The sequence below is a fragment of the Nostoc sp. genome, assembly GCF_036916735.1.
GTDB lineage: Bacteria > Cyanobacteriota > Cyanobacteriia > Cyanobacteriales > Nostocaceae > Nostoc.
Genome location: NZ_JBALFV010000021.1, coordinates 21,956 through 44,410 on the forward strand (window position 1 = coordinate 21,956; position 22,455 = coordinate 44,410).

Genomic DNA, 22,455 nt, shown 5'->3' on the forward strand with positions numbered 1-22,455 from the left:
CAAAAGACAACTGACATTAAAAGAGCAGAAATTATGGCAACAGAGCGTAAAAGTAGAACAAAGCGTGCCAATAAAAAAGAAGAAACTACTTGGCAAGAGCGGGTTATCCAAATCCGACGCGTAAGTAAAGTGGTCAAAGGTGGTAAAAAACTCAGCTTCCGAGCGATTGTTGTTGTTGGTAACGAACGTGGTCAAGTTGGTGTCGGAGTAGGCAAAGCCTCAGATGTAATTGGCGCCGTCAAAAAAGGCGTAGCTGACGGCAAAAAACACCTCATTGATATCCCAATCACCAAATCTAACTCCATCCCCCATCCTATTGATGGTGTCGGTGGCGGTGCGAAAGTGATGATGCGTCCAGCCTCACCTGGGACTGGGGTAATTGCTGGTGGTGCTGTGCGGACTGTGCTGGAATTAGCAGGAGTTCGTAACGTCTTAGCCAAGCAACTTGGCTCTAACAATCCGCTCAATAATGCTAGAGCCGCAGTCAATGCCTTATCTACACTGCGGACTCTTTCTGAAGTCGCAGAAGATCGGGGTATTCCTATTGAAAGTCTCTACATCTAAATTCAGTCATTAGTTATTCGTCATTAGTCATTAGTAAATAACAAACGACAAATGACAAATGACAAACGCCCCTCTGGGTGACGCTCGCAGGCTCGCTAACGCCAGTTACTCATGGGGGAGACTCCCAAGACCGCACTGGCTCACAAATGACAAACGACAAATGAGAATTTGATTACTTATGAGAATCAATGATGTTAAGCCGCAAAAAGGCTCAAAGAAACGCAAGCGCCGTGTAGCTAGAGGTATTTCTGCGGGTCAAGGTGCTAGTGCTGGTCTAGGTATGCGAGGTCAAAAATCTCGTTCTGGTAGTAGCACTCGTCCAGGTTTTGAAGGTGGTCAACAGCCATTGTACCGCCGTTTACCTAAGCTGAAGGGCTTTCCGGTTATTAATCAGAAGATTTACACTACGATTAATGTAGAGAAGCTAGCCTCTCTTCCCGCGAATACGGAAGTGACTTTGACCTCATTGAAAGCCGCAGGTATCCTGACTGCTGTCAAGGGGCCATTGAAAATTTTAGGTAATGGAGAATTGAGCATTCCGCTCAAGGTACAAGCGGCAGCTTTCACAGGTTCAGCTCGTAGCAAAATTGAGGCAGCTGGTGGTAGTTGTGAAGTCTTATGAGTGAGCCGGAACAGCGCACTTAAATGGAAGCCAACTCGCTGTCAGCGCCTGGTTCACTATAAAGGTAGCACTCTATGATCAGTCGAGACAAAGCCCCAACGGCTCAAGAAACTTTTATGCAGATGGCGCAAGCAGCTGGCCTCAGAGGTAGGCTGCTTGTCACTGTCGGTATTTTAATTTTGGTTCGCCTAGGTATCTTTTTACCCGTACCAGGGATTGATAGACCGAGATTTGCCGAAGCCATATCTGGCAGTAATTCTATATTCGGCTTATTGGATATATTTTCCGGGCGAGGACTTTCGACTTTGGGAGTCTTTGCTTTAGGGATTTTGCCCTTCATTAATGCGTCTATTATCATTCAATTGCTCACCGCAGCGATTCCGTCTTTAGAAAATTTACAGAAAAATGAAGGCGAAGCAGGTCGGCGCAAAATATCGCAAATTACGCGCTATGTCACTGTAGTTTGGGCAATTCTACAAAGTACAGCTTTTTCGGCATTATTCCTCCAGCAATTTGCCTTAAAGCCAGGACCAATTTTCGTAGCTGAAACTGCGATCGCTCTAACTGCTGGTTCTATGTTCGTCATGTGGGCATCAGAACTGATTACAGAACGGGGTATTGGGAATGGAGCATCATTGCTGATTTTTGTCAACATTGTCGCATCATTACCAAAAGCTTTAGGCGATACCATCGACTTGGTACAAGTTGGCGGTCGGGAAACAGTGGGTCGTGTAATAGTACTGGTCTTAGTTTTCCTAGCAACAATTGTTGGTATTGTGATTGTGCAAGAAGGAATGCGCCGCATCCCAATTATTTCGGCTCGTCGCCAAGTAGGTCGGAGAGTGTTAGCGGAACAGCGTAGCTATCTGCCCCTACGGCTGAATCAAGGCGGCGTCATGCCAATTATTTTTGCTGCTGCCATCCTCAGTTTGCCACTGCTGATCGCCAATTTTACTAAAAATGCCGATTTGGCGAATATAGTTAACACTTATTTGAGTCCAAGCGGTTCTAGCTCCTGGGTCTATGCCTTGGTCTACATGATTTCTATCGTTTTCTTCAGCTACTTTTATTCTTCATTGATTCTCAACCCAGTAGATGTGGCGCAAAACTTGAAAAAAATGGGTTCTAGTATTCCTGGAATTCGTCCTGGCAAGGCAACTAGCGAGTATATCGAACGCGTGTCCAATCGACTAACTTTATTGGGTGCGATCTTTTTGGGCTTGGTTGCTATTATCCCCACCGCCGTGGAAAGTGCTTTAAATGTGAAAACTTTCCGAGGAATAGGTGCTACCTCTTTGTTAATTTTAGTTGGTGTAGCAATTGAGACAGCCAAACAAGTCCAAACTTATGTCATCTCTCAGCGCTATGAAGGAATGGTGAAATAATAGTGACGCGATTAATCTTCTTGGGGCCACCTGGAGCGGGTAAAGGAACACAAGCTCAAACTTTGGCTGAACACTTGAATATTCCCCATATTTCTACTGGTGAAATTTTAAGACAAGCCATGAAAGAGCAAACTCATTTGGGAATCAAGGCTCAAGCTTATGTTGATAGCGGCGAGTTAGTACCTGATCAGCTAGTGCAAGACTTGGTACAGGAGCGCCTCAGTCAATTAGATGCCAAAAATGGTTGGATTCTTGATGGTTTTCCCCGCAAAGTGACCCAAGCAGGTTTTCTGGAGAAGTTGCTGGAAGAAATACATCAGAGTGGCGAAAAGGTAGTTAATCTAGATGCACCAGATGAAGTTGTGATTGCACGTTTGCTAGCTAGAGGACGAAAAGATGATACCGAAGAGGTGATTCGTCGGCGTTTAGAAGTCTACCGCGCTGAAACTGCACCTTTAATTAATTATTACGGCGATCGCAAAAAACTCCTAACAGTCAATGGCAATCAGTCCCAAGATGATGTCACTGGTGAACTACAAAAGGTAATTGCTTCCTAAAAGGGGAAGGGAAAGTAGGGAATAGCGAATTTACTACTTATCACTTACTATTCTCTACTACAGACGCGATTAATCGCGTCTCTTACCACTCCCCATGCCAAGAAAAAGATCAATTTTAGCTAAGATATATTAATAAACTGTTGATATATTTCTTAAAGTGTGTTTTCTTGCAGATAAAGTGCTGCAACTGAACACGAAATTGTTGAGTTGAGGAAAAAACAAATTGTCTAAGCAAGATTTGATTGAAATGGAAGGCACGGTTACAGAGTCCCTGCCCAATGCGATGTTTCGCGTTGACTTGGACAATGGCTTTAACGTGCTAGCTCACATTTCCGGCAAGATTCGCCGAAACTATATCAAGATTTTGCCCGGCGATCGCGTCAAGGTAGAGTTAACTCCTTACGACTTGACCAAAGGCAGAATTACTTATCGACTACGAAAGAAGTAAGTATATGTAGAGAATTTTACCATAAAACCATTTTTTTGGCTATTTACTAGTCATTTAACTGGATTAATTTCCCTATAAATGCTATAATTTTATATTTGGAGTCAAAAAATAAAAGGCATGAAAGTTAGAGCCTCAGTCAAGAAAATTTGTGAAAAGTGTAACGTGATCAAACGTCGTGGTCGCGTCATGGTGATTTGCGTGAACCCTAAGCATAAACAACGTCAAGGATAACATTCTTACTAACAGGGTCAGTTGTAACACGCATATCATGATTAAAACGAAAAGAAAACAATAGGGAGAGTTCATTGTGGCACGTATTGCCGGAGTAGACCTTCCACGCGATAAGCGCGTCGAAATCGGTCTGACTTACATCTACGGAATTGGATTATCACGCTCTCAAGAAATTATAGCGGCAACTGGTGTGAACCCAGATACCCGCGTTAAGGACTTAAGTGATGCTGATGTGACAGCCCTACGAGGGGAAATAGAAACCAACTATCAAGTTGAAGGCGACTTGCGGCGTTTGGAGTCTATGAACATCAAACGCTTAGTTGACATCGGTACCTACAGAGGTCGTCGTCATCGCATGGGCTTACCAGTCAGAGGCCAAAGAACTCGTACTAATGCCAGAACCCGTCGAGGCAGAAGGCAGACAGTGGCTGGGAAGAAGAAGGCTCCAGGGAAATAATTTTGCAACGCTTGCTAATCCGAGCAAGTTTTACTTTAAATCAACTAAACAAGTATGGCGAGACAACCAACTAAAAAAACCGGGAGCAAGAAACAGAAACGGAATGTACCCAGTGGAATGGCCTACATCCAGTCTACTTTCAACAATAGCATTGTCACCATTACCGATCAAAATGGAGATGTTATCTCCTGGGCTAGCGCTGGTTCTAGCGGTTTTAAGGGAGCAAAAAAGGGGACTCCCTTTGCAGCGCAAACCGCAGCTGAAAGTGCAGCTCGCCGAGCTATAGATCAAGGAATGCGCCAAATCGAGGTAATGGTCAGTGGGCCAGGAGCAGGTAGAGAAACCGCTATTCGGGCACTCCAAGGAGCAGGACTGGAAATTACACTGATTCGGGATATTACCCCGATTCCTCACAATGGTTGTCGTCCACCCAAGCGCCGTAGAGTTTAAACATCAAGACTTAGGCATTGAGTAAGAGAAGCTACAATAAAAGTAAGTAAAATTACTTTTAATGAAGATTGGGTGTTTAATTGCAAATTGTCATTGTGTGAAAGTTTGGGCGACCGAAAGCGCGTCAGATTTACCGGAAAGAAAACTGTTAAGCTTCGGGAACCCAAAATATTATTAGCGCCTGCAAGTTAAAATTGGGTTTTAAACTATACCGTATTTTTATACTAATAGTTTGATATACCTATAATTTACAGGACATAAATTCAATTCGGGAGGCAATTGATTTGTCTGCTAGCAGCACCTTAGAAAAAGGGAGGCTCATCCGTGGCGCAGTTTCAGATTGAATGTGTAGAGTCTAATACTGAAGAAAGTCGGAACCATTACAGTAAATTTGTTCTGGAACCTCTAGATCGTGGTCAAGGAACAACGGTTGGCAATGCACTGCGGCGAGTTTTACTCTCCAACCTAGAAGGTACAGCAGTTACAGCAGTGCGGATTGCAGGCGTTTCACACGAGTTTGCTACAGTTCCGGGCGTGCGGGAAGATGTGCTGGAAATCCTCATGAGAATGAAGGAAGTTATCCTAAAAAACTATTCCTCGCAGCCCCAAATTGGTAGATTACTCGTTAGCGGGCCAGCAACAATTACTGCGGCGCATTTTGATTTGCCTAGTGAAGTCGAAGTCATCGATCAGACTCAGTATGTAGCCACCATCGCTGAGGGTGGAAAGCTGGAAATGGAATTTCGGATTGAAAAAGGCAAAGGCTATCGCACTGTAGAGCGAGGACGTGAGGAAGCCACATCGTTGGACTTTCTGCAAATCGACTCAATATTTATGCCAGTGCGAAAAGTCAACTATAGTGTTGAAGAATCTCGTGGGGAAGGCTTGATTCCAAAAGACCGACTGCTGTTGGAAGTTTGGACAAACGGCAGTATTTCCCCCCAAGAAGCACTATCTTCGGCTGCTGGGATCTTGGTAGATTTATTCAACCCGTTGAAAGACATCTCCCTAGAACCAACAGACACAGGTTCAGAGATTCCAGACGACCCAACTGCCCAGATACCCATCGAGGAGTTGCAACTTTCTGTGCGGGCATATAACTGTCTCAAACGGGCACAAGTTAACTCTGTAGCAGATTTGTTGGATTATACGCAAGAAGACCTCTTAGAAATTAAGAACTTTGGTCAGAAGTCAGCAGAAGAGGTCGTAGAAGCTTTGCAGCGACGCTTAGGCATCACCCTGCCAATGGAAAGAGGCTCTAAACATCCTTAAGAAAAACCGTTCATAACTCATAGTGCATAATTATGCGTCACCGTTGTCGTGTCAAAAAACTCAGTAAACCAGCCGATCAACGCCGTGCTTTACTGCGATCGCTCGCCACCGAGCTGATCCGTCATGGTAAGATCACCACCACTTTAATTAGAGCGAAAGTTCTCCGAAGTGAAGTGGAAAAAATGATTACTCTAGCTAAAAATGGCTCCTTGGCAGCACGCCGGGAAGCTCTTGGCTATATCTTTGACAAACAACTGGTTCACGCTCTCTTTGAGCAAGCTCCTACTCGATATGGCGATCGCCAGGGCGGTTATACCCGCATCCTGCATACCGTACCGCGTCGGGGTGATAATGCAAAAATGGCAATAATTGAATTGGTTTAAGTCATTTAGTCATTAGTCCTTAGTCATTGGTCATTAGTTAATAACAAATGACAAAAGACAAATGACAAATGACAAAAGACAAAATCTGTATGTTAGAAAGCCACCAGTCGACACAAACTCATCGAGTAGCCTTGGTAATCCAATACCTGGGCACTCATTTTCATGGCTGGCAACGGCAAAAAAACCATCGGACTGTCCAAGAAGAAATTGAAATTGCGATCGCTACTATTCTTGGGCATCATGTAACATTACACGGTGCTGGGCGAACCGATTCAGGAGTTCACGCTGCTGCTCAAGTGGCCCATTTTGAAGCTACAGGTTTAATTCCGCCTCACAAGTGGGCAACAATCCTAAATAGCTATCTGCCACCAGATATATTAATCAGGGCTTCAGCTAGTGTTGATAACCGTTGGCACGCTCGCTTTAATGCAGTTTATCGACGGTATCGCTACACAATATATACTGAAGATCGGCTTAACTTGTTTATAAGACCTTTCAGTTGGCATTATTATTATGCACCCCTGGATGAATCTTTAATCCAAGCTGCCTTAAAACCTCTGTTGGGAAAGCATCACTTAGCTGCCTTTCATCGTGCAGGCTCAAAGCGATCGCATTCGTGGGTAGAGGTGCAAGTAGCAGAGTGTCGTCGCAGTGGGCCATTTATCCATATTGAAATACAGGCAGATGGATTTTTGTATGGCATGGTACGGCTGTTGGTCGGGATGCTGGTACAAGTAGGTTCTGGACAACGAACACTTTCTAGCTTCACCGAACTCTGGAAAGAACAACGTCGAGAAGAAGTGAAACACGCCGCACCGCCCCAAGGCTTATGCTTGTTGCGAGTCGGCTATCCAGATTTTCCCTTTCCAAAAGAGATTTGGTACGACACCTTGCCAAAGTTCGTCACTAGTCAAGAGTCATTAGTCATTGGTCAGTAGAGACGCGATTAATCGCGTCTCTACATTGGTCACTGGTGAATAACAAAGGACAGCTGACAAAAGACAAATAACAAATGACTAATGACAAATTAAAAATGACAAAGGATAAATGACAAATGACAACAGTTAAAACATACCTCCCTTCTCAAGCGTCCCTTGAGCGTGAGTGGTACATAGTAGATGCTACCGATAAACGCCTAGGTCGCCTCGCTAGCGAAATCGCTCAGGTATTAAGAGGCAAAAAGAAACCCGAATATACACCCCATCTAGATACAGGTGACTTCGTAATCGTCATCAATGCCGAGAAAGTAGCAGTCACAGGTAAAAAGCGCACTCAAAAGCTTTACCGCCGCCATTCTGGTCGCCCTGGTGGGATGAAAACGGAAACTTTCGCTAAACTGCAAGACCGCATACCAGAACGGATTCTAGAACAAGCTGTTAAAGGTATGCTACCTAAAAATAGCCTCGGTAAGCAGTTGTTCACCAAGCTGAAAGTTTATGCAGGGCCTACGCATCCCCATGATGCTCAAAAACCTAAAGAATTAAAAGTTAATACAATTCCTGGAGAAGAAAATTAATGGTAGTAGCAGATGCTAATAGCGGTCGCGCCGTATACTGGGGTACTGGTCGTCGTAAGAACGCAGTAGCAAGGGTACGCTTGGTTCCAGGCACCGGTCAACTGATTGTGAACGGTAAAGATGGAACCTTATATTTTCAATTCAACCCTAACTATTTGGGAGTGATCAAAGCACCCCTGGAAACCCTGGGATTAGAAAACGAATATGACATTTTGGTGAAAGCAGAAGGCGGCGGCTTGACCGGACAGGCTGATTCTGTTCGTTTGGGAGTTGCTCGTGCTTTATGCCAATTAGACCCAGACAACCGCCCACCTTTGAAAACCGAAGGTTATTTGACTCGCGATCCCAGAGCAAAAGAGCGGAAGAAATATGGTTTACATAAAGCTCGGAAAGCGCCTCAGTACTCTAAGCGTTAGGGAATTGGGCATGGGGCATCTCCCCACTCCCTAACCCCAATTGAAGCCTGAAAGTTATAATTGATATAGATTGATCACAAAAAGAACAATGGCTAAATCTGATATTCACCCCAAGTGGTATCCAGATGCTAAAGTTTACTGCAACGGTCAAGTTGTTATGACCATTGGCTCGACTAAGCCAGAATTGCACGTAGATGTTTGGTCTGGAAATCACCCATTTTACACTGGTACTCAGAAGATTATTGACACTGAGGGTCGAGTAGAACGCTTCCTCCGTAAGTATGGTATGAGCAGCACTCAAACATCTGGTGACGATCAAAACAAAAAGTAGCGGGTTGGCTCTGCTGTTAACGACGGCCCTGCATCAGCTGGGTCGATTTTTATTTATATGCTCGAGCCAATTTGTTATTTTTTAAGGAGCGATCGCACTGGTCATGGCTGAATCATACTTACTGGACAAATTAAAATCTGTTGAACAAACCTTTAATGAATTAACACGTCGTCTTGGCGACCCCGATACTGCTAGCAATCCTGATGAGTATCAAGAAATTGCTAAGTCTCGTTCTTCTTTGGAAGAGGTAGTTAATACTTATGAAATTTGGAAAGCAGCCCAAGAAGACTTAATCGGAGCGCGTGAAGTTTACAAAGAATCTGCCAGTGATCTAGAGTTGCAAGAAATGGCATCACTGGAAGTAAAGGAACTTGAGGAAAAAATAGAACATTTAGAGTCTCGCTTGAAGGTTTTACTGCTACCACGCGATCCTAATGATGAAAAGAATATCATGTTGGAAATTCGCGCTGGTACTGGTGGCGATGAAGCAAGTATTTGGGCTGGCGATTTGATGCAGATGTACACCCGCTATGCCCAGACTCAAGGTTGGAAAGTTTCTCTAGTGAGCGAATCTCGAGGAGAAATGGGTGGCTGGAAAGAGGTCATTCTAGAAATTAAAGGTAATGACGTTTACAGCCAGCTAAAGTTTGAAGCTGGAGTGCATCGTGTGCAGCGCGTGCCAGCAACTGAATCCGGGGGACGGGTTCATACTTCCACAGCTACGGTGGCGATTATGCCAGAGGTGGATGATGTGGAAATTCACATTGATCCGAAAGATATTGAAATGACTACAGCTCGTTCTGGCGGTGCTGGTGGACAAAATGTCAACAAGGTAGAAACAGCCGTTGACTTGATGCACAAACCAACGGGTATACGCATTTTCTGTACAGAAGAACGCAGCCAGTTGCAAAACAAAGAACGGGCGATGCAAATTCTGCGGGCGAAGTTGTATGAAATCAAGTTAAGCGAACAACAAGAGGCTGTAACTTCCATGCGGCGATCGCAGGTTGGCACAGGATCGCGATCAGAAAAAATTCGCACCTATAACTATAAAGATAACCGCGCTACCGATCACCGCTTAGGTCAGAATTATTCTCTTAACCCTGTTTTGGAAGGTGATTTAGAGACGCTGATCCAATCTTGTATATCTCTAGACCAGCAAGAACGTCTCGCGGAACTAGCGACTGCTGCTGCTAACTAATTTTTGCTGTTAATATTACTGGAAAACCACTTGTTGTATTGTTGCTTTTAACATATAAAAGTGGTTTTCTAATATTGCGTCGAGTGCATCTTCTATTTCACTGGGATAATGGTAATAGGCAAATTCGTACTTCATAAAGTAATTTAGCGTCGCTCATTTCTTTAGAGTTTAGCAGGTATAAATTAACTTTTCTACTTCCTTTTGCCAAGGTGCAAAAATCCGGTAGCCTTTTTAAGGGCGATTTAGCACAAAATCGGATCAAGCTAGCTCGTAGTTTCTTGCTGTCAAGATTCAACTCTATGGACAAATCTTTTTTATACGATCAAGACTTCTATGGCTGGACACAGCAGCAGGCTAAAGCGTTAGAGCAGAGGCTAGTTATGGAACTAGACTGGCAACACCTGCAAGAGGAAATTCAAACTTTGGGTAGACAGGAGTATCGGGAACTCGTAAGTCATCTGAGTGTATTACTCGGTCATCTCTTGAAATGGGAGTATCAACCCGAACAACGCTCTCGCAGTTGGTTTTTAACAATTCGAGAACAGCGTCGCGCTATCCACAGACATTTGCGGCAGAACCCTAGCTTAAAGTCTCGAATCGATGAAGCCTTGTTAGATGGCTTTGAAGCGGGAGTCGATTTGGCGCTACGAGAAACTAACTTACCATTACGAACTTTTCCAAAGGATTGCCTCTATTTATTCGATGATGTGATCGCAGACAATTTTCTGTGCGATACTCGTCAAGACTGGGAAAGATAATTCCTACCATTTTTCTGAGGATCATTTTTTATTTTGAGACACGTTATATTTATTAATAAATAATAGAAACTAGCTTTTTAAAATCTTGGAAATCACAGCTTTGCTGTTTTTGAACATTTTGAACATATGTATTGTAGTACAGCTTGTTATCTTGAAACTTGAAGAAAGATCCTACTATGGGTAACTGCTCATGTTTAAGTATGAAAACTATTCTGTTAAGTTTATATTTTCCATATTTATTAACAAGATAAATAAAGCTATCAAAACTTCCATTTCTAGCTTTATCAAACTCTAGTATATTTTCATCTAATTTATTAGAACTTTGCAAGATTAAAGCTGGTATATCTTCAAGACTATTGAGATGATTACTCGTAAATACACCGTCTTTTTTTGTATATGCAATAATTTCATGGTAATTATATAAAATTCCAATTTCTGAAGAAGATTTTTTTAGGTATCTTTCAATCTGCTTCTCATGATTCCGTAAGTTTTCTTCTTCTCGCTTCACTTCCACAATCATTAGAGGAGGATAATATGGTTTAAAATAGTCATTTTTTACAGTTTTACATAATTCTATATCATGATAATCAGATTCCACTCTTATATCAATTTCATTTGGAAATAATTTACTTTGGTTTACTAAAAAGTAGATAAACAATTGCCTAACTTTTTCTTCTGGTCGTCCATCAAGAACAATTTCATTACCTCTAATTAAACACTTTGTATATTCTGCATAGTTTCTTTTATATATATTTAGTTTTCTAGATATTTCTTCACTTAAGCTACTCATAGATAATTAGGTTTATTTATAAACTGGTTATAGGGATGCAATCTCCTTACATCTCTTAATATTTTCCATGCAATTGAAAATTGCTATCTGTCTATTTTTCTCCAAAAAAGCTTAATATTTTAGTAATTAATTCTGCCCAATACTGTCCTGCTTTAATCTCTAAAAAAATATTTAAGCTTTGCTCAGTTTCAAGTTCGTGCTTTAAGGTCTGACATACGTTACCTGTATAGGTTTCACCTGGAAGCTGTACCTTACCCTTTTCCTTAATTAAAGCTGTCCAAAATTCAGAATCTTCACTTTGAGGTGATAATTTTCTTATAGCTTCATCTTGAATTTTTACACCTACTTCACTTATAAAGTTGTCATAAAATGAGTTAAATTGCATGACTAATTCAGGGATAAGTGTTTTTAATGATTCATTTGCAGACGTAAGCTCATTAAGGATATTTTCTAATTCCTGTTTAGCTTGTTTGGTAAATTTTTTCAACATTTCATCTTCATTTCTTCCCTCAGCAATAATCCTCATATCGTAATATATATCTATATTCCTTGGATCATAGTAACCAAAGTTTCTATGTATAGCATGTTTGGTGTTCCATGCTCGATAAACAGTACGATAATATTCAATATATTTATCAATAAAATCTTTATAAACAAAACTAGGTACTCTTTTATTTAAATAGCGTAAATCTTTTATATTATGAATGGCATTTTCAATTGCTTTAATTTCTGATCCTGTCAAAGCATCACCATTTTTTATTTTTGTAAAGCTCTCTTGGATATTTTTTATTTCGTCCAATAAAATATTCTGTCTACGTTTCACTACACTGGCTACAGCATTTAGAAAATCATTTTTATCTGCCTGTACATCTTCTTCATTATAAATATCAGTATTTAGCTTGACTATATCATCACGGTAGTACCTCAAAGCATCATAGAACAAAATGTTTTCCAGGAAAAAATCTAGGTTTAAACGCTTGAATGTCGCTTGAATCTCTTCTTTTCTGATTTTAATTCCTATATCTCGATCTCCATCACATCCATTTACTCTTTCAGGTTCATTTTTGTGAGGTAATACCAAAGTTACAAATCTATGATGAAAATCTTTGGATTTAGATGTAAGGTGATAACTTATTAATTTACTGATATTAGCTTCAGGAGCCGCATTAAAGGGAGTTACAAACAGACAGATAGTATCCTGATTTTCAATATATTTCTGCAAGTCTTTACGAATTGGATTTTCATCAAGTCCTTTAGTATCCACAATTGAATCAAACTGAGACAAGTTTGAGCCAGATAAAACATCATGGCTCACATAAAGATATACTTTTCTTGGAATAGCAAACTCTTTTAACTCAACATTGTTAATGGCAGCAAAGGTATTTTTTATCCATTCTTGCTCAGTTTTTCTATTATCAAATTCAATCTTATTATTATTTCTATATTCAAGATTTGCATTATTTAAAGCAAGTTTTTTAAACTTCTCTAATCCTAACTTATCAAATTCTTCCTTAGCTAGGTCAACTTTTGTTATTTCATTATTAATTGTTGGATAGCGTAACTTCATTTCTGTAATATTCCTAATAGCCCTTTCAATCTCTGTAGAAATAATTATTTTCTTATCTGCTTGAGTATTATCTTTATCTGCAATGTAGTCGCAGAATTCAAAAATAAGATTTTCCATCTCATCAACTGTATAAGGCTCTATTTCAATGTAAGTTTTTTCCGCAGCTTTGAGAATTACTTCACATATAGTAGTTCTACCTGCTCCTGTTGATAGCAACTCTTTAGTTTCGATTACATTTCTAGACTTATTAGCAATAGTTTTGGAAACATTGAAGTCACTTATCAAGTTAAACAGATGGCAAATAGCTGTCGTCTTTCCTTGACCAATAGTACCTATAAAAGCAATCTTATATTTTTCTATACTAAGAATTTTTTCTATTTCATCTAATCGCTCTAACTTGGATTTCAGGTTATTAATGCAAATATGATTAGGTATATTAATTTTAGAATTACTTGAGATTTTTTTAATTTCTTTCCTCAAATCTTGTTTCAAGGATACAATCTCTTCTTGCCACGTTATCGTCAACATACTGTTTACCCTGTTTTGATGCTTACTTACTTGATATTTACAGTATGCCCATTATGGTTGAATATCTAACAAAAGCCTCAGAACACTACCAAACAAGCCTCTGACAACTCTTTAGCCATTTGCCGATGAGCGAGGCGATCGCTAATTTTGGTTGAGTTCGAGGTTCTGGTAGAAATACATAACAGCTACACTAACTAAGTGCGACTGCGCGTACTCCAGGAAATTGAAACCCACGAACGTGGGTTTTGTCTGTATAGCTGCGATTTATAATTGCCTATAGTATTTTTACAAAAGTGAGATGCTCTCAATATCACCACTGGCAGTTAAAGAATAAATGGTTTTAAAATAGTGAAATCTTAAATGATTTAGAGGGGTATCTATGTCTCTACGCAACGAACCATTAGACTGGCATTTTGAATCAAATGAACCTTATATCCCAGTTTACCATAAAGGTAATTTAGTAGGATTTTTTAAACCTGAATATGCTAGTGAAATTATTAAGTTTCTGAATGAAGAAGAAGTTTTAAAAAAAGCACTAAAAATGGCTTGTACTGATTTAATTAAAAAACTGGGAGGGGATACGAGAAAAGTATATTATTTAATGGAAAAATATGTAAAAACTAGTGAACGCCCGAAGCATGGAACTAGAGCGATCGCAGTTTTACTTCATGATAGGCAAAAAGAGCTTGACTTGAGTAACCAGGAGTTTACAAAATTCTGCGACACCTTTAAATTATCTCCCACAGAACTGAATAATATTTATGCTGGACAAGCATTTGATGATAGCTTATTAGCGCCACTATCACGTATATTAGGGATGGCAAAAGAACAATTACTGAAAATACGAGATAGTTTTGAAGAATCAAACAATATATAAGTAGCAAATCAAAATATTCAAATGATATCAAGTTGTAAAAACAGATATTATCTTTTATCGGCTGTTTCAAGAATTCCCTGATATCTTTTTTGAGCTTATTGGTAATCCTCCAGAATCAGCTAGCCTTTATCAATTTTCATCAGTTGAAATAAAACAAACAGCCTTCAGAATCGATGGTGTGTTTCTACCGACACAAGGAAGCGATAACCCGATTTACTTTATTGAAGTGCAATTTCAAGCTGATGGCGAAATTTATTCACAGCTAATTGCAGAAATATGTTTATATCTTCGTCAGAATCAACCATCAAATGACTGGGGCGCTGTGGTTTTATACCCTGATAGGAATGTAGATACAGGAGATATCAAACATTACTATGAGTTTTTCACAAGTGGGCGCGTCAGGCGCATTTATTTGGATGAATTAGGTGAGACTGCATCGCTTCCAATTGGCATTGCAACTGCTAAATTAGTAATTGCAACTAACGATATCGCAATTGTCTAAGCAAAAAAGTTGGTAGACAGAACTAAGCTAGAGATAAACTCACTACTAAAACAGCAGCAATTATTAGAATTTATAGAGACTATTTTGGCTTACAAGTTTCCCACCATAAGTAGGGAGGAGATGGAGAAAATGTTTGGCTTAAGCGAGTTAAAGCAAACCAGATTTTATCAGCAAGCTTTTCAGGAAGGCATTGAACAAGGCATTGAACAAGGCATTGAACAAGGTGAAGTTATAGGTGAGCTTAAAGGTAAACTAAAAGCAGTCCCAGCAATGTTGGCAGCAGGGTTAACTGTAGAGCAAGTAGCAGAAGCCTTAGATTTAAGTGTCGAAGAAGTTAGACAAGCAACACAAAGCCAGCCTTGAGATAGATGTGGTAAATTTTATCCGTGGCTCAAGCCAAATTTGGTTTGCGGCTTGAAACTTGATCGCGACAAATTTATAGTTAATTTTTGTTAATATTAGAGGCGGTATTAGTACTTCGTCCTCAACCACCCACTCCCTACCTGAGAGAAACTTAATGCTGCGACTAGAACATATAAGTAAAATTTATCCCACAGGCGAAGTTCTCAAAGATATCAACTGGGAAGTTAAACCAGGCGATCGCATTGGCTTAGTCGGTGTCAACGGTGCTGGAAAATCTACCCAACTCAAAATTATCTCTGGGGAAATTGAACCCACTGCTGGCGAAATTATCCGTCCCAATAGCTTACATATAGCTTACCTCAACCAAGAGTTTGAAGTAGACCCTACTCGCACCGTTAAAGAAGAATTTTGGACTGTCTTCAAAGAAGCCAATGAAGTGCAATTATCTCTGGCACACATACCACGAGAGATGGAAACGGCTACTCCAGAGGAACTGGAGCGATTAATCGACAAGTTGGATCGCTTGCAGCGTAAATTTGAAGCCTTGGATGGCTACAATTTAGATGCACGCATCGGGAAAATTTTACCAGAAATGGGGTTTGGGCTAGAAGATGGCGATCGCCTCGTTAGTGCCTTCAGTGGTGGTTGGCAAATGCGGATGAGTTTGGGTAAAATTCTCCTGCAAAAACCCGATTTATTGCTGCTGGATGAACCGACTAACCACCTAGATTTAGAAACCATTGAATGGTTGGAAAATTACCTCAGAGGGCTGGTTACGCCGATGGTAATAGTCTCCCATGACCGGGAGTTCCTTGACCGCCTCTGCACCCAAATTGTGGAAACTGAACGTGGTGTTTCCAGTACTTACCTTGGTAACTACTCGGCATATTTGTCACAAAAAGCCGAAAACCAATCAGCACAACTTAGCGCCTACGAACGCCAACAGAAAGAATTAGAGAAACAGCAAACCTTTGTTGATAGATTTCGCGCCAGTGCTACCCGCAGTACTCAGGCAAAAAGCCGGGAAAAGCAACTGGAAAAAATCGAGCGGATTGAAGCACCCATTGCTGGGGTAAGAACTCTCCACTTCCGTTTTCCGCCTGCACCCCGTAGCGGACGCGAGGTAGTAGAAATTAAAGACTTAACTCATCTTTATGGTGATAAAATTTTGTTTTTGGGAGCAAATCTCTTAATTGAAAGAGGCGATCGCATTGCTTTTCTTGGTCCCAATGGTGCTGGAAAATCTACCCTTCTGCGTGTGATTATGGGTATGGAACAACCCACAGAAGGTATTGTTAAATTAGGTGATCACAACGTTATCCCCGGTTACTTTGAGCAAAATCAAGCTGAAGCCTTGGATTTAAAGAAAACTGTCATGGAAACTATCCATGATGAAGTTCCAGATTGGGATAATCAAGAAGTCCGCACACTTTTAGGACGCTTCTTATTTACTGGTGACACAGTATTTAAGGCAGTTGGGGCATTAAGTGGAGGAGAAAAAGCTCGTCTAGCGTTGGCAAAAATGCTCTTACGTCCTGCAAACTTACTAATTTTAGATGAACCGACAAACCACCTAGATATTCCAGCTAAAGAAATGCTGGAAGAGGCGCTACAAAACTATGATGGCACGGCAATTGTAGTCTCTCATGACCGCTACTTTATTTCTCAAGTAGCAAACAAAATCGTCGAAATTCGTGATGGAGAATTCCGCGTCTATTTAGGAGATTATCATTACTATCTCCAAAAAATTGCCGAAGAAAAAGAACAGGCAAAGTTAGCTGCAATAGAAGCCGAAAAAGCAGCGAAAAAAGCTGCTAAAGCTGCTAAAGCTTCCATGAAAAGGAAATGATAAACTGGAAAATGGCTTAGTAGTAGCGCTTAAGCGCTACTACTAAGTAATCACTCGTTAATAGCGCTCAAAAACATTATAGAAAAATTACTAAAAATTAAAAATCTTTTAAAACAGTGCAAGTCATTCATAAAAGAAGTTAATAAGCAAAAATTCACTTGCAGCGTGGATTAGCAAGGGTATCATTCGCTTATCAGAAAGCAAGAAAGCTTTTTAAGCCATTTTTGCTTAAGTATTGCTTGCAAAACAAAAATGATTTACCTTTGTTTATGAGTAGCAATTGCTACTTCTAAACTAATCAATAATTTAAAAATTATAAAATATACAAGATTTAACAAGCTTAAGGTAAACCTAGAAAAACTATAAAGTAATTAATAAAAGAATTTAATAAGCAAATCTCTTCTTGGAGCGTGGATTAGCAGTGGTATTATTCGAGAAAGTAAGAAGAAAGCTTTTTGAGCCATTTTTACCTTAAGTATTGCTACTTACTGTATTGTGCTAATACAACACAGCTATTCTCAAGCTAGGATTCTCTAGCTGAGAGTTTTCAGTATGTTAAAAACCTGCCCGTTAGTTTCCAGCTTCCAGGCAGGTTATTAAACACTACTGACTTCAAGTGGTCTTTAGAAGATGGCAGCCTATTTGTAGGGCTAGCCTTTCTTAAGCTGCTGGGTAGTTCGCGGCTACCTTGCAGACTTTCAAAAAAACCTACTTTTTCAGAAATCAAATGAACAAACAATCTAAAACTAACATAGAAGTGCAGCCAAAGGATATTTCAATACACTGGTATCAAGAACGTTCCCGACAAGCCAGTGCAAGTTTTAACCTAGCTATTAGCCTAGCAACAGCAACTACTATACTTGGCGTTGTAACTGCTATATCAGTTTGCTTGGGAAATGTATCGGCAGCAGCAGCGACAACGGCTGTTGGACTTACCTCTGGAGTTGTGAGCAAACTGTTTTTCAACTTCTGTGATAATGCAAACAAGAGACTGGATGAGACTGCTAAAGAGCTTTTAGAAGATGATTAAATGTTCCTTTTTGGTTTAGTCATTTTTGTATGCTGCTAAAGCTACTACAAAACAAAAATGATTTACCTTAGTTTATGAGTAGCAATTGCTACTCATAAACTAATCAATAATTTAAAATCATAAAATACACAAGATTTAACAAGCTTAAGAAAAATCTAAGAAAACTATAAAGTAATTAATAAAAGAATTTAATAAGTATATCTCTTCTTGCAGCGTGGATTAGCAGTGGTATCATTCGGATATTACAAAAAGTAAAGGGCAATTTTACTATGACCAAAGCACCTGTTGCTCCTGTGGTGCTAGTCATTTTAGACGGATGGGGCTACTGCGACCAAACGCGAGGAAACGCTATTATTGCTGCTAAAACTCCCATCGTGGACAGTTTATGGGCAGCTTACCCGCATACCCTCATCCACACATCAGGAAAAGCCGTAGGGTTGCCAGAGGGTCAAATGGGCAACTCGGAAGTTGGTCATTTGAACATTGGTGCTGGGCGAGTGGTACCGCAAGAACTTGTACGCATCTCCGATGCAGTCGAAGACGGTTCTATTGCCTCAAACCCAGCACTTGTCAAAATTTGCCAGGAAGTTCGTTCTCGGAATAGCAAGCTACATCTAGTCGGGCTTTGTTCTGAGGGAGGGGTACATTCGCATATTACCCATCTATTCGGACTACTTGACTTAGCCAAAAACCAGCGAATTCCAGAAGTTTGTATTCACGCTATCACCGATGGTCGTGACACCGCCCCAACTGACGGTATAAGAGCGATCGCGCTGCTACAAGATTATATAGACCGTGTAGGAATTGGGCGCATAGTCACCCTCAGCGGTCGCTACTACGCGATGGATCGCGATCACCGCTGGGATCGGGTCAAATGTGCCTACGACATGATGATACAAGATAGTGTTGGTAATGGTCTCAAGGCTGTAGAAGTCTTGCAAGCATCTTACGATCTAGGGATAAAAGATGAATTTGTCAACCCAATCCGAATTGCTCCCGGCGCAATACAACCAGGGGATGGGGTGATATTTTTCAACTTCCGCCCCGATCGCGCCAGACAACTGACTCAGGCTTTGGTCAGTCCCACATTTCACGGTTTTGAAAGACAGCAAATCACACCGTTGTCCTTTGTCACCTTTACGCAGTATGATCCAGACTTACCCGTGGCTGTAGCCTTTGAGCCTCAGAATCTCAGTAACATTCTGGGAGAAGTTATAGCCAATCATAGTTTGAATCAGTTCCGCACCTCCGAAACAGAGAAATACGCCCACGTCACCTATTTCTTTAATGGGGGTCTAGAAGAACCTTTTCCCGGAGAAGATCGGGAACTAGTAAGTAGCCCGATGGTGGCGACTTACGACCACGCCCCAGCAATGTCAGCAGCAGCAGTTACAAATGTAGCGATCGCTGCGATTCAAAAGGGTACATATTCTCTAGTTGTGATTAACTATGCCAACCCAGACATGGTAGGGCATACTGGTCAAATCGACGCTACCATTACAGCAATTGAAACAGTTGATCGCTGTTTGGGACGCTTGTTAGAAAGCGTTATCAAAGCCGGCGGTACAACAATTATTACTGCCGATCATGGCAACGCTGAGTATATGCTAGATGAAGGGGGTAATCCTTGGACGGCTCATACCACTAACCCAGTCCCCTTCATCTTGGTGGAAGGAGAGAAAGTCAAAATCCCTGGATACGGTACAAATGTCGAACTGCGAAGCGATGGCAAGCTATCCGACATTGCCCCGACAATTTTAGAGATTTTACACCTGCCTCAGCCACCAGAAATGACTGGGCGATCACTACTAAAAACAGCAGAATACGAGTTACAACGTACTCGCACTCCTGTGCAAGTAGGGCTGTAAAAGATTACTGAGTACTGAGTTAGGAGTTTACTAAAACTCCTAACTTCTAAATTCTGAATTCTGTTTTTTAAAACTTGTTATAAATGAGATTCCTACCATGACAGTTACTAATATCGTGCAAGGCATTTGGGCATTTTCTGCCATTGGTTTGATTGTTTTAGTTTTGCTGCATAGCCCTAAAGGTGATGGTGTTGGGGCGATTGGCGGACAAGCCCAGCTATTTAGCAGTACCAAAAGTGCAGAAAACACCTTAAACCGAATTACTTGGGCATTGACAGTAATTTTTCTCGGTTTGACAGTAGTTTTAAGTGCTGGTTGGCTGCCTAAATAAGGATAGGTAAATGGGGAAAAGAACCCAACACCCGATATTTAACACCCTAATAAATTTAATTTCACGACGGTTAATTACAGCTCTTGCCTTTTTTATTGGCACAGGGCTGTTAATCGTTTTTATTAATCTTCAGTCGAATAATGGGTTTACAATAACACCAAAATATGCATATTCAGACTTAATAATCTCTCTCCCTCCATCATCTCCCCTAAAATCCCATCCCTTACCGCCCACACTCGCACAGTGGCAAGATAACACTAACAGTGGTGACTACTTTTCCCAAATCACAACAACTCAAGTAGGTTATTTAGTTTGGTCGCAATTTCCTGTTCTAGTTTATGTAGAACCACCAAGAGCTATCAGCGAAAAACAAGCTCAAGCATGGGTTAACAGTGTCTTACAGGGTGTCCAGGAATGGAGTACTTATTTACCTTTAACAGTAGTCGAACAGCCAGAAATTGCTGATATTACGATTGTGCGAAAAACGCCACCTCTACAAATTTCCCCTGGTAGTAATATACCCCGGGCGCGATCAGCACAAACTACTTACGAGTTATACACCAGCAACAAAGTTTTATGCCACCGCTTCACCATCTTGTTAAGCCCCAGTCAAGCAGGTGAGTATCTCATTGCAGCAGCTCGCCACGAATTTGGTCATGCACTAGGAATTTGGGGTCATAGTCCGCTACAAACTGATGCCCTATATTTTTCCCAAGTTAGTCAACCGCCGCGCATTTCTTCTAGAGATGTAAATACTTTAAAGCGGGTTTATGAACAACCAACCAGTTTAGGATGGTCTTTATTGGATAATTCAAAAATTGATTGATCGATAGGTGTTTCCGACACTCGATAGCATTTGCTTAATGTCTCATAGGGAAGCGTTAGCGACTTTACGTAGGTCTGACTCGTTAACGCTGCGCTATCCGTTGTAATAACTAGCGTTCCCTAAGCTCTACGACTTAGCGGTAAAGGTCGTTGTGCTAAAACTTCTTTATAAAGTTCTTCTAGCAAAGTAATATTTTTACTCAGGGTATAGCGGTCTAACACACGCTGTCTAGCTTTTTGCCCTAGTAAAGTTGTTAACTCTGGATGGTCTTGCAACACTGACAAAAGGGTTCTTAATTGCGATCGCGCTGTTTTAGTATTAATAACTATACCTGCGCCTTTTTCTAATACTTCTCCATCTGCACCCACGTCTGTTGCTAAACAAGCCAACCCACATGACATTCCTTCTAACAAAGATAAGGATAAACCCTCTACCAATGAAGGCAAAACAAATACATCTGCGCCCCGCAAAATCTCAATGCGTCGGTCTTCATCAGCGACAAATCCCAACCAGATAATGCCGTATTCTGAACCATAAAACGGCTCTAAGGAAGACTTTAAAGGGCCGTCGCCAACAATTAGCAACTTAGTACCAGGTCCCATTGCTGACTGCTTCCAAGCCCGGAGGAGGGCTTCGACGTTTTTCTCTGGCGCTATTCGACCCTGATAGACAAACAAACGTTCGGTTTTAAATTCTGTTTTGACTTGAGAGAATCCTGGAGAATACTTAACGGTATCAACACCGTTGGGAATTACGGCTATATTTTCTTTCCTCACACCCATCCCTGCTAATAATTCTCGCTGGATTTGGGAAAATACAATCACGCGATCATAATTAACTAAAAAAGGTGCATAGAGTTGATAAGCTAAAAGTTGTGTTCCCGATATAAGCTTTGCCCCCTTTCCCGCAAACGGTGTGTGAAAAGTGGCAATTAGGGGCAACCTCAGTTCCTCACAAATTTCTGGTAGAAAAAAGTCTAGAGGAGATAGCGTCAAGGAAGCATGGACTATATCTGGCTTGATTTTCCGCAATGACTCCGTTAAAACTTTGGTCGCTTTAAAAGTCGGAATTGTGTAAACCTGGGACTTGTAAATAAAAGGCAGAGAAACCTCTCGAAGATTTGGCCAATTGTCAGGTTCGGACTCTTCCTGGGCGAAGTGAAGAAAGCTAACTTGATGTCCCCTATCTAGCAAGGCATTTGTAATTTCTCGACTGTAAGTGACATTGCCGCAAAAGGGTGATTTTTTTCCAATCCAGGCTATACGCATTCTTTATTTAGCTGTAAGAAAAGCAGGTTTGATCTATTACTTGTGTGTCCTTGGTGATTTTTATT

Annotated in this window: 25 protein-coding genes and 1 pseudogene; 23 read left to right on the forward strand and 3 right to left on the reverse strand. The window is 40.9% G+C overall.

Translation table 11 applies throughout. The annotated features are described in order from the left end of the window. Positions 1–33: 33 nt before the first annotated feature. From rpsE to V7L20_RS05260, 16 genes are all read left to right on the forward strand, one after another. Complete coding sequence (gene rpsE, locus V7L20_RS05185) at positions 34–564, forward strand: 30S ribosomal protein S5 (RefSeq protein ID WP_334743033.1); 531 nt, start codon at positions 34–36, stop codon at positions 562–564. A gap of 178 nt (positions 565–742) precedes the next feature. Continuing rightward, on the forward strand, positions 743–1,186 hold the full coding sequence (rplO, locus tag V7L20_RS05190) for a 50S ribosomal protein L15 (protein WP_334743034.1): 444 nt from the start codon (positions 743–745) through the stop codon (positions 1,184–1,186). A gap of 74 nt (positions 1,187–1,260) precedes the next feature. Then, entirely contained in the window at positions 1,261–2,571 is a 1,311-nt protein-coding gene (gene secY / locus V7L20_RS05195) for a preprotein translocase subunit SecY (protein WP_334743035.1), read from the forward strand. 2 nt (positions 2,572–2,573) lie between these two features. Continuing rightward, positions 2,574–3,128, forward strand: coding sequence for an adenylate kinase (locus tag V7L20_RS05200; protein ID WP_334743036.1), 555 nt, complete (start codon positions 2,574–2,576; stop codon positions 3,126–3,128). A 223-nt stretch (positions 3,129–3,351) separates the two neighbouring features. Then, complete coding sequence (infA, locus tag V7L20_RS05205) at positions 3,352–3,576, forward strand: translation initiation factor IF-1 (protein ID WP_006276978.1); 225 nt, start codon at positions 3,352–3,354, stop codon at positions 3,574–3,576. 117 nt (positions 3,577–3,693) lie between these two features. After that, positions 3,694–3,807, forward strand: coding sequence for a 50S ribosomal protein L36 (gene rpmJ / locus V7L20_RS05210; protein ID WP_015129703.1), 114 nt, complete (start codon positions 3,694–3,696; stop codon positions 3,805–3,807). A gap of 76 nt (positions 3,808–3,883) precedes the next feature. Further along, positions 3,884–4,264: a 30S ribosomal protein S13 gene (rpsM, locus tag V7L20_RS05215; RefSeq protein ID WP_334743037.1), complete on the forward strand. Its 381-nt coding sequence runs from the start codon at positions 3,884–3,886 to the stop codon at positions 4,262–4,264. A gap of 54 nt (positions 4,265–4,318) precedes the next feature. Then, positions 4,319–4,714: a 30S ribosomal protein S11 gene (gene rpsK, locus V7L20_RS05220; protein WP_069070761.1), complete on the forward strand. Its 396-nt coding sequence runs from the start codon at positions 4,319–4,321 to the stop codon at positions 4,712–4,714. Between the two features lie 324 nt (positions 4,715–5,038). Next, positions 5,039–5,986 carry a DNA-directed RNA polymerase subunit alpha gene (locus tag V7L20_RS05225; RefSeq protein WP_229450946.1) on the forward strand — a complete coding sequence of 316 codons (948 nt, stop codon included), beginning with the start codon at positions 5,039–5,041 and terminating at the stop codon, positions 5,984–5,986. A 32-nt stretch (positions 5,987–6,018) separates the two neighbouring features. Beyond that, on the forward strand, positions 6,019–6,369 hold the full coding sequence (gene rplQ / locus V7L20_RS05230) for a 50S ribosomal protein L17 (RefSeq protein WP_100901254.1): 351 nt from the start codon (positions 6,019–6,021) through the stop codon (positions 6,367–6,369). 89 nt (positions 6,370–6,458) lie between these two features. Continuing rightward, positions 6,459–7,307, forward strand: coding sequence for a tRNA pseudouridine(38-40) synthase TruA (gene truA / locus V7L20_RS05235; RefSeq protein WP_334743068.1), 849 nt, complete (start codon positions 6,459–6,461; stop codon positions 7,305–7,307). A 116-nt stretch (positions 7,308–7,423) separates the two neighbouring features. Then, positions 7,424–7,885 carry a 50S ribosomal protein L13 gene (rplM, locus tag V7L20_RS05240; protein ID WP_334743038.1) on the forward strand — a complete coding sequence of 154 codons (462 nt, stop codon included), beginning with the start codon at positions 7,424–7,426 and terminating at the stop codon, positions 7,883–7,885. Continuing rightward, positions 7,885–8,301 carry a 30S ribosomal protein S9 gene (gene rpsI, locus V7L20_RS05245; protein ID WP_104906415.1) on the forward strand — a complete coding sequence of 139 codons (417 nt, stop codon included), beginning with the start codon at positions 7,885–7,887 and terminating at the stop codon, positions 8,299–8,301. Before rplM ends, rpsI begins: the two co-directional genes overlap by 1 nt. Before the next feature lie 88 nt (positions 8,302–8,389). Next, positions 8,390–8,632: a 50S ribosomal protein L31 gene (rpmE, locus tag V7L20_RS05250; protein ID WP_292759704.1), complete on the forward strand. Its 243-nt coding sequence runs from the start codon at positions 8,390–8,392 to the stop codon at positions 8,630–8,632. A gap of 103 nt (positions 8,633–8,735) precedes the next feature. Continuing rightward, the gene (gene prfA, locus V7L20_RS05255; RefSeq protein WP_334743039.1) at positions 8,736–9,833 is read left to right on the forward strand and encodes a peptide chain release factor 1; all 1,098 of its coding nucleotides are present in this window, start codon (positions 8,736–8,738) and stop codon (positions 9,831–9,833) included. A 299-nt stretch (positions 9,834–10,132) separates the two neighbouring features. Continuing rightward, positions 10,133–10,591: a DUF29 domain-containing protein gene (locus V7L20_RS05260; RefSeq protein WP_334743040.1), complete on the forward strand. Its 459-nt coding sequence runs from the start codon at positions 10,133–10,135 to the stop codon at positions 10,589–10,591. 52 nt (positions 10,592–10,643) lie between these two features. Here the strand turns inward: V7L20_RS05260 and V7L20_RS05265 are convergent, their stop codons facing one another. After that, entirely contained in the window at positions 10,644–11,381 is a 738-nt protein-coding gene (locus V7L20_RS05265) for a type I restriction enzyme HsdR N-terminal domain-containing protein (RefSeq protein WP_334743041.1), read from the reverse strand. Between the two features lie 91 nt (positions 11,382–11,472). Further along, the gene (locus V7L20_RS05270) at positions 11,473–13,440 is read right to left on the reverse strand and encodes a hypothetical protein (protein ID WP_334743042.1); all 1,968 of its coding nucleotides are present in this window, start codon (positions 13,438–13,440) and stop codon (positions 11,473–11,475) included. 415 nt (positions 13,441–13,855) lie between these two features. On the opposite strand from V7L20_RS05270, the gene V7L20_RS05275 reads away from it, so the two are divergent. The 7 genes and pseudogenes from V7L20_RS05275 (at position 13,856) to V7L20_RS05305 (ending at position 21,122) form a co-directional block, all read left to right on the forward strand. Next, entirely contained in the window at positions 13,856–14,353 is a 498-nt protein-coding gene (locus tag V7L20_RS05275; protein WP_334743043.1) for a hypothetical protein, read from the forward strand. A gap of 46 nt (positions 14,354–14,399) precedes the next feature. Next, positions 14,400–15,218, forward strand: a pseudogene (locus V7L20_RS05280) (Rpn family recombination-promoting nuclease/putative transposase). Positions 15,219–15,372: 154 nt separating this feature from the next. After that, positions 15,373–17,067 carry an ABC-F family ATP-binding cassette domain-containing protein gene (locus V7L20_RS05285; protein WP_334743044.1) on the forward strand — a complete coding sequence of 565 codons (1,695 nt, stop codon included), beginning with the start codon at positions 15,373–15,375 and terminating at the stop codon, positions 17,065–17,067. A 727-nt stretch (positions 17,068–17,794) separates the two neighbouring features. Further along, complete coding sequence (locus tag V7L20_RS05290; RefSeq protein WP_334743045.1) at positions 17,795–18,097, forward strand: TRADD-N-associated membrane domain-containing protein; 303 nt, start codon at positions 17,795–17,797, stop codon at positions 18,095–18,097. A 269-nt stretch (positions 18,098–18,366) separates the two neighbouring features. Beyond that, on the forward strand, positions 18,367–19,965 hold the full coding sequence (gene gpmI, locus V7L20_RS05295) for a 2,3-bisphosphoglycerate-independent phosphoglycerate mutase (RefSeq protein WP_334743046.1): 1,599 nt from the start codon (positions 18,367–18,369) through the stop codon (positions 19,963–19,965). 97 nt (positions 19,966–20,062) lie between these two features. Beyond that, the gene (secG, locus tag V7L20_RS05300; RefSeq protein WP_334743047.1) at positions 20,063–20,296 is read left to right on the forward strand and encodes a preprotein translocase subunit SecG; all 234 of its coding nucleotides are present in this window, start codon (positions 20,063–20,065) and stop codon (positions 20,294–20,296) included. Positions 20,297–20,306: 10 nt separating this feature from the next. Then, positions 20,307–21,122: a peptidase gene (locus tag V7L20_RS05305; protein WP_334743048.1), complete on the forward strand. Its 816-nt coding sequence runs from the start codon at positions 20,307–20,309 to the stop codon at positions 21,120–21,122. 119 nt (positions 21,123–21,241) lie between these two features. Here the strand turns inward: V7L20_RS05305 and V7L20_RS05310 are convergent, their stop codons facing one another. Continuing rightward, a complete protein-coding gene (locus V7L20_RS05310; RefSeq protein WP_334743049.1) occupies positions 21,242–22,390 on the reverse strand; it encodes a glycosyltransferase family 4 protein in 1,149 nt (382 codons plus the stop codon). Between the last annotated feature and the right edge of the window lie 65 nt (positions 22,391–22,455).

Coding starts and splice junctions, on each gene's coding strand:
- rplO (WP_334743034.1), top strand. CDS start 743: ATGAGAATCAATGATGTTAAGCCGCAAAAAGGCTCAAAGAAACGCAAG.
- V7L20_RS05285 (WP_334743044.1), top strand. CDS start 15,373: ATGCTGCGACTAGAACATATAAGTAAAATTTATCCCACAGGCGAAGTT.
- V7L20_RS05260 (WP_334743040.1), top strand. CDS start 10,133: ATGGACAAATCTTTTTTATACGATCAAGACTTCTATGGCTGGACACAG.
- truA (WP_334743068.1), top strand. CDS start 6,459: ATGTTAGAAAGCCACCAGTCGACACAAACTCATCGAGTAGCCTTGGTA.
- V7L20_RS05290 (WP_334743045.1), top strand. CDS start 17,795: ATGAACAAACAATCTAAAACTAACATAGAAGTGCAGCCAAAGGATATT.
- secG (WP_334743047.1), top strand. CDS start 20,063: ATGACAGTTACTAATATCGTGCAAGGCATTTGGGCATTTTCTGCCATT.
- secY (WP_334743035.1), top strand. CDS start 1,261: ATGATCAGTCGAGACAAAGCCCCAACGGCTCAAGAAACTTTTATGCAG.
- V7L20_RS05305 (WP_334743048.1), top strand. CDS start 20,307: ATGGGGAAAAGAACCCAACACCCGATATTTAACACCCTAATAAATTTA.
- rpsI (WP_104906415.1), top strand. CDS start 7,885: ATGGTAGTAGCAGATGCTAATAGCGGTCGCGCCGTATACTGGGGTACT.
- V7L20_RS05275 (WP_334743043.1), top strand. CDS start 13,856: ATGTCTCTACGCAACGAACCATTAGACTGGCATTTTGAATCAAATGAA.
- V7L20_RS05310 (WP_334743049.1), bottom strand. CDS start 22,390: ATGCGTATAGCCTGGATTGGAAAAAAATCACCCTTTTGCGGCAATGTC.
- rpsE (WP_334743033.1), top strand. CDS start 34: ATGGCAACAGAGCGTAAAAGTAGAACAAAGCGTGCCAATAAAAAAGAA.
- V7L20_RS05265 (WP_334743041.1), bottom strand. CDS start 11,381: ATGAGTAGCTTAAGTGAAGAAATATCTAGAAAACTAAATATATATAAA.
- rpmJ (WP_015129703.1), top strand. CDS start 3,694: ATGAAAGTTAGAGCCTCAGTCAAGAAAATTTGTGAAAAGTGTAACGTG.
- gpmI (WP_334743046.1), top strand. CDS start 18,367: ATGACCAAAGCACCTGTTGCTCCTGTGGTGCTAGTCATTTTAGACGGA.
- prfA (WP_334743039.1), top strand. CDS start 8,736: ATGGCTGAATCATACTTACTGGACAAATTAAAATCTGTTGAACAAACC.
- rplM (WP_334743038.1), top strand. CDS start 7,424: ATGACAACAGTTAAAACATACCTCCCTTCTCAAGCGTCCCTTGAGCGT.
- rpsK (WP_069070761.1), top strand. CDS start 4,319: ATGGCGAGACAACCAACTAAAAAAACCGGGAGCAAGAAACAGAAACGG.
- rplQ (WP_100901254.1), top strand. CDS start 6,019: ATGCGTCACCGTTGTCGTGTCAAAAAACTCAGTAAACCAGCCGATCAA.
- rpmE (WP_292759704.1), top strand. CDS start 8,390: ATGGCTAAATCTGATATTCACCCCAAGTGGTATCCAGATGCTAAAGTT.